Here is an 11,439-nt window from a genome sequence, read left to right on the forward strand (position 1 = left end):
ATTAAATTCGTTGTTCGATAATACCGCCACCAAGACATACTTCACCTTGGTAGAAAACTGCTGATTGACCTGGAGTCACAGCAACTTGAGGCTCATCGAAAATCACTTTGATTGTGTTGTCATCCACAGGGATGATAGTACACGCAATATCCGTTTGACGGTAACGTGTTTTCACAGTGCATTGTAACGGTTCATTAATTGGTGTGCGATTAACCCAATGTAATTGTGATGCAATTAACCCATTAGATTTTAAAAGTGGGTGGTCTGCACCTTGTACCGCGATCAGTACATTACGTTTTAGGTCTTTTTCAGCAACGTACCAAGGATCTTCGTTACCGCCGCCACCTTTAGTGCCACCAATATGTAGACCTTTACGCTGACCTAGCGTGTGGTACATTAAACCTTGGTGTTCGCCAATCACTTTACCTTCAGGTGTTTCAATTTTACCTGGTTGTGCTGGCAAGTAGCGACCTAAGAAATCCGTAAACTTACGCTCGCCGATAAAACAGATACCGGTTGAATCTTTTTTCTTCGCCGTGATCAAATCTTGTTCTTCCGCAATACGACGAACTTCTGGCTTCTCTAATTCACCCACCGGGAATAGGCTGCGACCAACTTGCTCATGGCTTAGCGTATATAGGAAATAGCTTTGGTCTTTATTACCGTCAAGACCACGAAGCATTTGTGGCTTCTCACCATTGGTTGGGAAAGAGCGACGCACATAGTGACCCATCGCAATGTAGTCAGCGTCTAGCACTTCGTCTGCATATTCTAGGAATGCTTTGAATTTGATTTCTTTGTTACACAGAATATCTGGGTTTGGCGTACGACCTGCTTTGTACTCTTCAAGGAAGTACTCAAACACGTTGTCCCAATATTCAGCAGCAAAGTTAATCTTGTGCAAGTGAATGCCAAGCTTGTCACACACTGCCTGAGCGTCGGCAAGATCTTGTGCCGCAGTACAGTATTCTTCGTTGTCATCTTCTTCCCAGTTCTTCATGAACAGGCCTTCCACTTGGTAGCCTTGCTGCTTTAGAAGATACGCAGAAACCGATGAATCAACACCGCCAGACATACCAACGATGACTTTCTTTTGACTGTTGTCAGTACAGTTCTCAGACATTGCTTAACACCACAAAAATTAACTGGGGGCAGATTTTAACAGAAACCATTTCTCAGCGACAGATCCGAGATCGAAATCACACTTCGAAATCAGCGTTTTTTGTCACTTTATCTGTTTTAACCTGCTTTATTGATAACGATAAGTCCTCTATATATGGCATAGTAGGCGAAATTCAAGCGTTGTTAGACGATATTATCGCGCGAAACGCTACTCCCTTTCTGTATAGGCACAATTTGTATGAGTGATGAAAACCAAGTTTTCCAAGAGTCAGATCTAATTGAAGTGATTGAAAATCAATTGGCTGACGGTAATCCGTTAAAAGTGAAAGAAACCTTAATGCGTTTAATGATGACCGGAACCAGCCGTGATGACGCGATTGCAATGATGGCTTGTGCAGTTTCGATTGAAATTTTTGACGTAATGAAAAACGAAGGTGAATTCAATTTGAAACGTTATTCTGAGCATCTTGAGCGCCTTCCAGACCTAAGTTTTATGGAAGGTGAGTAGAGTAAACGTTTGCTATAATCGCAGTTATTGCTGCGCTATCGATGGCGATGTAGAATCCGCCATCCTTGTCTTTCCTTAAATCAGAACCTGAATTATGAAATTTCCCGGTCAACGTAAATCAAAGCACTACTTTCCAGTACATGCGCGTGATCCATTAGTGAGCCAAGCGCAAACCAGTAAAAAAATGTCTCGTACCCATATTATTGGTATCGACCAAACGCTGGTGGACATTGAAGCAAAAGTTGATTCGGAACTGATTGAAAAATATGGTTTGAGTAAAGGACACTCATTAGTTATTGATGATCAAACAGCAGAAGCGTTATATAACGAGCTGAAAGAGACTTGCCTGATCACCAATGAATATGCTGGCGGTACTATTGGTAATACGCTGCACAACTACTCGGTACTAGCAGACGATAAATCGACTTTGCTAGGTGTAATGAGTCAAGATATCAAGATTGGTAGTTACGGTTACCGTTACCTATGCAATACATCAAGTCGTATGGATCTTAACTACCTACAAGGGGTTGAAGGTGCGATTGGTCGTTGTTTTGCACTTATTACTGAAGATGGTGAACGTACTTTTGCAATCAGCGAAGGTCAAATGAACCAACTTCGTCCAGATAGCATTCCAGAGAAAATCTTCAAAAATGCTTCTGCGCTGGTACTAACTGCTTACTTAGTTCGTTGCAAACCAGGTGACCCAATGCCTGAAGCAACAATGCAAGCGATTGAATATGCGAAGAAGTACGATGTACCAGTGGTGCTTACTTTAGGTACTAAATTCGTTATTCAAGATGACCCTAAATTCTGGCAAGACTTCCTACGTGATCACGTTAGTGTTGTTGCGATGAATGAAGATGAAGCAGAAGCCCTGACTGGTGAGCATGATCCATTGGCAGCGTCTGATAAGGCATTAGATTGGGTTGATTTAGTTCTTTGTACGGCAGGTCCTGTTGGTTTATATATGGCAGGTTACACCGAAGATGATGCAAAACGTGAAACGAGCTTGCCACTTCTTCCGGGTTGTATTGCTGAATTTAACCGCTATGAATTTAGCCGTCCTGCGACTAAATCTCTATGTGACAATCCGATTAAAGTTTACTCACATATTTCACCGTACATGGGTGGACCTGAGAAAATTAAGAACACTAACGGTGCGGGTGATGCTGCTCTTTCTGCGCTTTTGCATGATATGGCGGCGAATAAATACCACAAAGAAAACGTGCCTAATTCAAGCAAACATGCTTACGCATTTTTAACTTATTCTTCGTTCTCTCAAGTGTGCAAATACTCTAACCGTGCGAGCTATGAGGTGTTGGTACAGCACTCTCCACGTTTATCTCGTGGCTTGCCAGAGCGTGAAGACAGCTTAGAAGAAGCATACTGGGAAAGATGATTCATTTATTAAAGCTCATGTAAAATTGAGCTTTAATAATTAAAATATATGAATAAAAAAAGCTCCCGAATTTCGGGAGCTTTTTTGTATCTGTTAAGCAATGAATTAGATTAGGAAATCTTCTAGAGATTTGCCTGAATCTAGTTCAGCTTGGATAGCTGAAGGAGTACGACCTTGACCAGTCCAAGTCTTCTCTTCACCGTTGTCTAGGTATTTGTATTTTGCTGGACGAGGTGCGCGCTTAGGCTTAGTTTTAGTCTTGGTTTCACCTGCTAGTGCGCTAATTAATGCATCAACATCGATACCGTCTTTAGCAATTTGTTCAGCAATAGCTGCTAATTTCGCTTCTTGTTCTGCGCGTGCTGCACGCTCTTCTTCTTCTACTTCTTTACGCTCTGTAACAACAAGCGTTAATTTTTCTAGTGCTTCTTCTAATTGCTCTAGAGTTAGTTCACGAGAATAAGCACGAAGACTACGGATGTTTAAAAGAGTTTTTGTTAATTCCGACATAAGATCTCACCAATATATTGTAAGCAACAAAGTAATATTAATATCGTATTTCAAAGAATACAATTCAATTATTGTAAAAGAAATAAAATATTGAGTTTAAAAAATCTACACTAATCGACTTTTAAACTCACTTCACATTCTATTGTGACTCAATGAATCAAAAGTGCTAATTAGCGACAATCTATAATTATAGAACCTAGTTTCATAACTGCCATTTAATTTATGAAATATCATATGGTAATAAAGGTATAAGATTTTATTTTTAATTCCCCCCTTTACCGGATAGCGTTTGAGCACCGCTATGTATTTAGCGTAATGAAAATGATCTGATTACCGGTGGGTGAGGGGATGGCTAACGAGGGGGATGTGGGATGATAAGTAATCGATGATCGCGTTATTTTCGAGTAGTGCCTTAACAATAAAATTATAGATAGATGTATTGTAAATGTGTTTTTTATAAGTACAATGACCGTTACCTAATGCACTGCATTGGTTAATGCTATGTTAACAGTAAGCGTTATTAGCTTAATCTTTGGTCAGTGCGGTAGAGGTGCGGAATGAATCAGTAATGTTTGTTGGGGTGATGCCAATGAACAGGCATGAAAGGTCTTCTCCGCCGAAGTGAACTGGTATATCAAAGCCACTCGCTGGGGTTGCATTCGAATAGGAGCAACACTGCCATAGTCTATTATTTTGTATAACTATGGAGCGCTACTGTAGGGTTGGGTGGAGTGTTCACTTCCCTGTCGCTATGTTCAACATGCATAGAATATTTCTCTATGTGTCTGCAGTAGATCTCTAACCATTTATTACTGGTTTCGAAGATCATGAATTTAATCGATTTTGCATCATCACCTTTATCACTGCTGCCTCCGGTAGTAGCTTTGACGCTAGCAATTGTTACGCGTCGTGTCTTGTTATCGCTTGGCATGGGTATCGTACTTGGCGCGATTCTTTTGGCTGATTACTCGTTGGGTAACGCTTTAACTTACGTTAAAAACACAGTGTTTGGCGTATTTGTTGAAGACGGTTCAATCAACAAAGGCAATATGAGTATTATTGGCTTCCTGCTGTTACTTGGCATGATGACCGCTCTACTTACGCTTTCTGGCGGTACTCGCGCATTTGCCGACTGGGCTCAGTCTCGAGTCAAAAGTAAGCGTGGCGCAAAACTTCTCGCAGCATTTTTAGGCATTTTCATTTTTATTGACGATTACTTTAACAGCCTAGCCGTGGGTGCGATTTCTCGCCCTGTAACCGACCGTTTTTACGTATCTCGCGCTAAACTGGCTTACATCCTAGACTCTACTGCAGCGCCAATGTGTGTAGTAATGCCAGCCTCAAGCTGGGGTGCTTACATCATGACAATTATCAGTGGTATCTTAGTTTCGCACGGTATTACAGAATATTCTGCGCTTGGTGCTTATATGCGCTTGGTGCCGATGAACTTCTACGCGATTTTTGCCCTACTGATGGTATTCGCGGTTGCTTGGTTTGGTCTTAATGTGGGTAAGATGCGCGATCACGAAATCGCTGCATCACAAGGTCGTGGTTTTGACGATGCTCAGAGTGACGGATTTGAAGAAGCTCGTGAATTAGATGAAGAGCTAGACATCACTGAAAGTGATAAGGGTAAAGTTTCTGATCTTGTTCTCCCTATCGTCGCGCTAATTATCGCAACGGTTGCTTCTATGCTTTACACCGGTGGTCAAGCTCTAGCAGAAGCCGGTAAGCCATTTGCGCTACTTGGTGCGTTTGAAAATACCAATGTTGGTACTTCGCTAATTTATGGTGGTTTGGTTGGTCTGTTTGTTGCGCTGTTTACGGTAGTAAAACAAGGTCTGCCAGCACTAGAAATCAATCGCACGCTATGGATTGGTGCAAAATCAATGTTCGGTGCAATTTTGATCCTTGTGTTTGCTTGGTCAATCGGCACTGTGATTGGTGATATGAAAACTGGTAGCTACCTGTCAACAATGGCACAAGGCAACATCGATCCTCAGTGGTTGCCAGTGATCCTGTTCTTGCTATCTGGCATTATGGCGTTCTCTACCGGTAGCTCTTGGGGTACGTTTGGCATCATGCTTCCAATCGCAGGAGATATGGCTGGTAACACGGATATCGCCCTAATGTTACCTATGCTAAGCGCTGTATTGGCAGGTTCTGTGTTTGGTGACCACTGTTCTCCAATCTCAGATACAACGATTCTGTCGTCGACAGGTGCGCGTTGTAACCACATCGACCACGTTGCGACACAGTTACCATATGCATTATCTGTAGCACTTGTTTCTTGTATTGGCTTTATCGTGCTTGGTATTACCGACAACCTGACGATCTCATTTGGCGCAGCTAGCTTAGCGTTTGTCGCGGTATGTTTTGTACTTAATGCGTTGTCTAAATCTAAAATGAGCTCTTGCTAAAATTCGATAAAACAATGATAGAAAGGAAGCTTCGGCTTCCTTTTTTTGTGCCCGTGGAAAAGTGATTCAGGCGAAAGAGAAAGCTAACCAAAGCAAACAACATATAGCCAAGCTCAATCAATGCGACGCAATGGGCTAGATATTGTTATAAGATGAAAAAACTTAAATTAATGGTTGAAAAAAGTTAACGGCTTGGTTAGTGTGGTTATCAACCAAGCAGAAATGAAGAGCTTAAATAAGTATGCGTAATTTTGTCATGAACATTCATCATCACCATCACCCAATGTAGTCTTTCGGGAGATGTACGCGTACCCGGGGGACAGGACACTCCCGGAGGCTTAAGTCAGAGATTTTAAGAATTAACCCTCGGGAGACAAAGATCTTCCGAGGGTTTTTCAGTTTTACGGCTTTATAAAATATCTAAGTATTACTTGCACAGGGATAACGCAATGCAAACACAACGCCTAAGAATCGCTATTCAAAAAAAAGGTCGCCTAAGCAAAGAGAGCCAACTATTGCTTAAAAAGTGCGGTGTAAAATTTAACATTATGGGTGAGCGTTTGGTTGTTCACTCACTCAATATGCCAATTGACTTGCTATTGGTTCGTGATGACGACATTCCAGGTTTGATTATGGATGGCGTGGTAGATCTTGGCTTTATCGGTGAAAACGAATTAGAAGAAGTTCGTCTCGATCGTAAAGCCTTGGGTGAACCTTGTGAGTTTGTTCAACTGCGTCGCTTAGATTTTGGTGGCTGTCGTTTGTCTATCGCGATTAATAAAGATGAGCAGTACAACGGTCCGCAAGACCTTGCTGGTAAACGTATCGCAACCACTTATCCGCAACTGCTAAAAGCTTATATGGACAAAGAGGGCATTCCTTTCTCTACCTGTATGCTGACCGGCTCGGTTGAAGTAGCGCCGCGCGCAGGTTTATCAGATGCCATTGCTGACTTGGTTTCAACAGGCGCAACGCTCGAAGCTAATGGTCTAAAAGAAGCCGAAGTTATTTTCCGCTCTAAAGCGACGCTAATTCAGCGCTTAGGTGAGTTTGATGCTGAGAAACAAGAGCTTATCGAAAAACTCCTAACTCGTATGCAAGGCGTACAACAAGCTAAAGAATCTAAATACATTATGCTGCACGCTCCAGTTGATCGCTTAGAGCAAATTAAAGCGCTGCTGCCGGGAGCTGAAGACCCAACTGTATTGCCACTGTCTGCAGAAAAACAAAAAGTCGCCGTTCACCTTGTGAGTACCGAAAACCTGTTCTGGGAAACGATGGAACAACTCAAAGAGTTGGGTGCAAGTTCAATTCTAGTATTGCCAATTGAAAAAATGATGGAGTAATTGTCATGAGAACTGTTGTTTGGCAATCATTAAGTGAAACTCAACAAGATGCGGTATTAGAGCGTCCGGCGATTGCCGAAGGCGCGAATATCACCGCTGCGGTCGCTGAAGTGATTGCGCAAGTTCGCCAGCAAGGTGATGCAGCGTTAGTTGAATTAACGGAAAAGTTTGATCGCGTAAAGCCAGATTCCATTCGCGTCTCTAAAGCGGAAATTGATGCCGCTTCAGCGCGATTGTCTGAGCAAATGAAGCAAGCGCTTGAGCAAGCGTATGCCAATATCGCTAAGTTTCACAAGGCGCAAAAGCCACAGCCAATTAAAGTTGAAACCCAGCCGGGTGTGTTGTGTGAGCAAGTTACTCGCCCGATTCAAAAAGTGGGGCTGTATATCCCTGGTGGTAGTGCACCGCTGCCGTCAACGGTATTGATGCTAGGCGTACCCGCACAAATCGCGGGCTGTCAGAAAGTGGTGTTGTGTTCACCACCGCCGATTGCTGATGAAATTCTTTATGTCGCCAAGCTGTGCAATATTGATGAAGTTTACAATGTAGGCGGCGGTCAAGCAGTAGCAGCAATGGCATACGGCACAGAAACCGTCGCGAAAGTGGATAAGATCTTTGGTCCGGGTAATGCCTATGTCACGGAAGCTAAGCGACAAGTGAGTAACGATTTTCACGGCGCGGCGATTGATATGCCAGCAGGACCTTCAGAAGTGCTAGTGATTGCAGATGAAAGCGCCGATGCTGACTTTATTGCTGCGGATTTGCTAAGCCAAGCTGAGCACGGTCCGGATTCACAAGTGGTGCTAGTCACTCCTTCACCAGTGATTGCGGATCAAGTGTCGGATGCGGTGCAGCGTCAGCTCAAAGAGTTAACCCGCGCCGACATTGCTGAAAAAGCGCTCGCTTCCAGTTTGATCATTATTTCTGAATCGCTGACGCAGGCGGTTTCTATCTCGAATTACTACGGTCCTGAACACTTGATTGTACAGACCAAGAGCCCACGTGAGCTTTTGCCTTTACTGGATAATGCCGGTTCGATCTTCTTAGGGGATTGGTCGCCAGAATCAGCGGGTGATTACGCTTCTGGTACTAACCACGTGCTGCCAACTTACGGTTATACCCGTACCTATTCGAGCCTTGGCTTGGCGGATTTCTCTAAGCGTATGACGGTTCAGGAATTATCAGCTGAAGGTTTACAAACACTCGCGCCCACGGTAGTGACGATGGCAGAAGCTGAAGGCTTAGACGCGCACAAGCGAGCTGTTACAATTCGTGTAGAGAAGTTGCTTCAACGAGGAGAAGCGTAATGGAAAAGTTAGCACGTAAACAGGTTCAGCAGTTAACACCTTATCTTTCTGCGCGTCGTATCGGCGGCAGTGGCGACGTGTGGCTCAACGCGAATGAATCTCCGTTCGACAATGAATATAAGACCGATTTTACTCGTTTAAACCGCTACAGTGAGTGCCAGCCCAAAGCCTTGATTGAAGCTTACGCTGCCTATGCGGGGGTTAAGCCAGAACAGACCCTAACCTCACGTGGTGCGGATGAAGGTATTGAACTTTTAATTCGCGCATTCTGCGAGCCGGGTGAAGATGCGATTCTATTTTGTCCGCCAACGTATGGCATGTATGCCATCAGTGCCGAAACCATCGGGGTGGAGCGCAAGACTGTTCCGCTAACTGCGGATTGGCAGCTTGATTTAGCGAGCATAGAAGCCAACTTAGATGCGGTGAAATTGGTGTTTGTTTGTAGCCCAAATAACCCAACCGGCAATTTAGTTAAGCGTGAAGACATTATCAGCTTACTAGAGATGACCAAAGACCGCGCGATTGTGGTGATGGATGAAGCGTATATTGATTTTTGCCCTGAAGCTTCAACGGTCGATTTACTCGCACAATATTCAAATCTAGCGATTCTGCGCACTTTATCAAAAGCGTTTGCGCTTGCGGGGCTGCGCTGCGGATTTACGCTTGCGAATGAAGAACTGATTGGTGTGCTTAATAAGGTGATCGCGCCTTACCCAGTGCCAGTGCCTGTGGCAGATATTGCGATTCAAGCGTTGTCTGAAGCCGGACTGGCACGCGCTAAGTTCCAAGTTTTAGACCTCAACGCCAACCGCGCTTATCTACAAGTCGGCTTATCGATGATTGCCGATGTGCAAGTGTTCGATGGTTGGGGCAACTACCTACTGGTGAAATTCCCTGATGGCGATGCGCTATTTAAAGCGGCTTGGGACAGCGGCATTATTTTGCGCAACTCACCGATTGAAAATTGCGTGCGTATTAGTGTCGGCAATCGCGACGAATGTGAAAAGACCTTAGGTTTTATTCGTAATTTCTACGCTTAGTAACGGGCTGTCAAATTAGAGACACCACAAATAAGATAGTGCGCTCTGGCTTAAGGGCGAGGGCGCTAAATTGATAAGGATATTCCAGTGAGCAAGCAGCAAAAAATCTTGTTTATCGACCGTGACGGCACGTTGATCGTTGAACCACCAATCGACTTCCAAGTTGATCGCCTCGATAAGCTAAAACTTGAACCTTTCGTTATTCCAAGCTTACTTGCACTGCAAAATGCAGGTTACCGCCTAGTGATGGTGACGAACCAAGATGGTTTAGGCACCGACAGCTACCCACAAGCCGATTTTGACGCCCCACATGACATGATGATGGAGATCTTTTCCTCGCAAGGTGTGAAGTTCGACGATGTTTTGATCTGCCCGCACTTTGAAGAGGACAACTGCTCATGTCGCAAGCCAAAGCTTGGCATGGTGAAAGAGTATCTCCAAAGTGGCAAGGTTGACTTCCAGCATTCAGTGGTGATTGGCGATCGCGCAACGGATCTGCAATTGGCAGAGAACATGGCGATTCGCGGCATTCAATATCATCCAGAAACCATGGGTTGGCAGCAAATCCTTAAAGATTTGACTGTTAACGCACGCATTGCGGAAGTGATTCGCACTACTAAAGAAACCGATATTAGAGTGCGCGTTAATTTGGATGAGCAAGGTGGCAACCAGATTTCAACAGGCTTAGGCTTCTTCGACCACATGCTGGATCAGATTGCCACCCACGGTGGTTTCCAGATGATTTGCCAAGTGGAAGGTGACTTGCACATCGATGATCACCACACAGTCGAAGATACGGCGCTGGCACTTGGGCAAGCGCTTAAAGATGCGCTTGGTGACAAACGCGGTATCGGTCGATTTGGTTTTAGCTTGCCAATGGATGAGTGCCTGGCGCAGTGTGCGCTTGACTTGTCAGGTCGCCCGTACCTTAAGTTTGACGCCGAGTTTAGCCGCGAGCAGGTAGGTGATCTTTCGACTGAAATGGTGGTGCATTTCTTCCGTTCATTAACCGATACTCTCGCTTGTACGCTGCACTTATCGTCGTCTGGTGATAATGATCACCACATCATCGAAAGCTTATTTAAAGCTTTTGGTCGTACATTACGCCAAGCCATCAAAGTGGAAGGTACAGAACTACCAAGCAGCAAAGGCGTGTTGTAGGAGGCACTATGAAACAACAGAAAGTCGTCATTATTGATACCGGTTGTGCCAATGTATCCTCGGTTCGATTTGCCATTGAACGCTTGGGCTGTGAAGTTGAAATTTCCAAAGATCCTCAAGTGGTTTTGGCTGCTGATAAGCTGTTTCTACCCGGTGTAGGTACGGCGAGTGAGGCAATGAAAAACCTCGAAGAGCGCAATCTGATTAGTTTGGTTAAGCAGGTAGAAAAGCCGCTCCTTGGCATCTGTCTTGGTATGCAACTTTTAGGTAAATTCTCCCAAGAGAAAGGGCAGAAAGCGGACGCGCAAGTTGAGTGTTTAGGTTTGTGTGAGGGTGAAGTAAAGCTGATGCAAACCGGTGAGCTGCCATTACCACACATGGGCTGGAATACCGTCAAATCTCTACCGGAACATCCGTTATTTAAAGGTATTGAAGAAGGCGAGTATTTCTACTTTGTGCATAGCTTTGCCATGCCTGTTGGTGACTACACTATTGCGGAATGTAATTATGGTCAGCCGTTTAGCGCCGCGGTGCAAAGTGGTAACTATTATGGGGTGCAATTTCATCCTGAGCGTTCAAGCAGCGCGGGCTCAAAACTTATCGAGAATTTCTTAAATTTGTAGAGG

The 11,439-nt window shown here is 44.3% G+C and carries 10 protein-coding genes, 1 riboswitch and 1 other annotated feature; of the genes, 8 read left to right on the plus strand and 2 right to left on the minus strand.

Annotated elements, in window-relative coordinates; translation table 11 throughout:
* Position 1: 1 nt before the first annotated feature.
* Entirely contained in the window at positions 2 to 1,123 is a 1,122-nt protein-coding gene (gene mnmA / locus DPF93_RS11280; protein WP_075649973.1) for a tRNA 2-thiouridine(34) synthase MnmA, read from the minus strand.
* A gap of 237 nt (positions 1,124 to 1,360) precedes the next feature.
* On the opposite strand from mnmA, the gene DPF93_RS11285 reads away from it, so the two are divergent.
* Positions 1,361 to 1,630, plus strand: coding sequence for a hypothetical protein (locus DPF93_RS11285; protein ID WP_075649972.1), 270 nt, complete (start codon positions 1,361 to 1,363; stop codon positions 1,628 to 1,630).
* A 94-nt stretch (positions 1,631 to 1,724) separates the two neighbouring features.
* On the plus strand, positions 1,725 to 3,029 hold the full coding sequence (locus tag DPF93_RS11290) for an inosine/guanosine kinase (RefSeq protein WP_114766269.1): 1,305 nt from the start codon (positions 1,725 to 1,727) through the stop codon (positions 3,027 to 3,029).
* Between the two features lie 105 nt (positions 3,030 to 3,134).
* Here the strand turns inward: DPF93_RS11290 and DPF93_RS11295 are convergent, their stop codons facing one another.
* Positions 3,135 to 3,539 carry an H-NS family histone-like protein gene (locus DPF93_RS11295; protein ID WP_114766270.1) on the minus strand — a complete coding sequence of 135 codons (405 nt, stop codon included), beginning with the start codon at positions 3,537 to 3,539 and terminating at the stop codon, positions 3,135 to 3,137.
* Positions 3,540 to 4,076: 537 nt separating this feature from the next.
* Positions 4,077 to 4,261, plus strand: a riboswitch (Lysine riboswitch).
* 105 nt (positions 4,262 to 4,366) lie between these two features.
* Between DPF93_RS11295 and DPF93_RS11300 the strand changes: the two genes are divergently transcribed.
* The 6 genes from DPF93_RS11300 to hisH all read left to right on the plus strand — a co-directional run bounded on the left by DPF93_RS11300 (position 4,367) and on the right by hisH (position 11,436).
* Entirely contained in the window at positions 4,367 to 5,959 is a 1,593-nt protein-coding gene (locus tag DPF93_RS11300; RefSeq protein ID WP_114766271.1) for a Na+/H+ antiporter NhaC family protein, read from the plus strand.
* 264 nt (positions 5,960 to 6,223) lie between these two features.
* Positions 6,224 to 6,359, plus strand: a sequence feature (His leader region).
* Positions 6,360 to 6,408: 49 nt separating this feature from the next.
* Positions 6,409 to 7,305, plus strand: coding sequence for an ATP phosphoribosyltransferase (hisG, locus tag DPF93_RS11305; RefSeq protein WP_114766272.1), 897 nt, complete (start codon positions 6,409 to 6,411; stop codon positions 7,303 to 7,305).
* A gap of 5 nt (positions 7,306 to 7,310) precedes the next feature.
* A complete protein-coding gene (gene hisD / locus DPF93_RS11310) occupies positions 7,311 to 8,612 on the plus strand; it encodes a histidinol dehydrogenase (RefSeq protein ID WP_114766273.1) in 1,302 nt (433 codons plus the stop codon).
* Positions 8,612 to 9,652, plus strand: a complete 1,041-nt coding sequence (gene hisC / locus DPF93_RS11315; protein ID WP_075649966.1) for a histidinol-phosphate transaminase — start codon at positions 8,612 to 8,614, stop codon at positions 9,650 to 9,652. Before hisD ends, hisC begins: the two co-directional genes overlap by 1 nt.
* A gap of 87 nt (positions 9,653 to 9,739) precedes the next feature.
* Entirely contained in the window at positions 9,740 to 10,813 is a 1,074-nt protein-coding gene (hisB, locus tag DPF93_RS11320; RefSeq protein ID WP_114766274.1) for a bifunctional histidinol-phosphatase/imidazoleglycerol-phosphate dehydratase HisB, read from the plus strand.
* Positions 10,814 to 10,821: 8 nt separating this feature from the next.
* Positions 10,822 to 11,436 (plus strand): imidazole glycerol phosphate synthase subunit HisH, encoded by a 615-nt coding sequence (hisH, locus tag DPF93_RS11325; RefSeq protein ID WP_114766275.1) that lies wholly within the window; start codon positions 10,822 to 10,824, stop codon positions 11,434 to 11,436.
* The last annotated feature ends 3 nt before the right edge of the window (positions 11,437 to 11,439 follow it).

It is taken from the genome of Vibrio rhodolitus, assembly GCF_003350325.1.
Lineage (GTDB): Bacteria > Pseudomonadota > Gammaproteobacteria > Enterobacterales > Vibrionaceae > Vibrio > Vibrio rhodolitus.

What these genes read in the sequence shown, in the direction of transcription:
- DPF93_RS11285 (WP_075649972.1), top strand. Translation starts at nt 1,361, where the DNA reads ATGAGTGATGAAAACCAAGTTTTCCAAGAGTCAGATCTAATTGAAGTG.
- mnmA (WP_075649973.1), bottom strand. Translation starts at nt 1,123, where the DNA reads ATGTCTGAGAACTGTACTGACAACAGTCAAAAGAAAGTCATCGTTGGT.
- DPF93_RS11300 (WP_114766271.1), top strand. Translation starts at nt 4,367, where the DNA reads ATGAATTTAATCGATTTTGCATCATCACCTTTATCACTGCTGCCTCCG.
- DPF93_RS11295 (WP_114766270.1), bottom strand. Translation starts at nt 3,539, where the DNA reads ATGTCGGAATTAACAAAAACTCTTTTAAACATCCGTAGTCTTCGTGCT.
- DPF93_RS11290 (WP_114766269.1), top strand. Translation starts at nt 1,725, where the DNA reads ATGAAATTTCCCGGTCAACGTAAATCAAAGCACTACTTTCCAGTACAT.
- hisH (WP_114766275.1), top strand. Translation starts at nt 10,822, where the DNA reads ATGAAACAACAGAAAGTCGTCATTATTGATACCGGTTGTGCCAATGTA.
- hisG (WP_114766272.1), top strand. Translation starts at nt 6,409, where the DNA reads ATGCAAACACAACGCCTAAGAATCGCTATTCAAAAAAAAGGTCGCCTA.
- hisC (WP_075649966.1), top strand. Translation starts at nt 8,612, where the DNA reads ATGGAAAAGTTAGCACGTAAACAGGTTCAGCAGTTAACACCTTATCTT.
- hisD (WP_114766273.1), top strand. Translation starts at nt 7,311, where the DNA reads ATGAGAACTGTTGTTTGGCAATCATTAAGTGAAACTCAACAAGATGCG.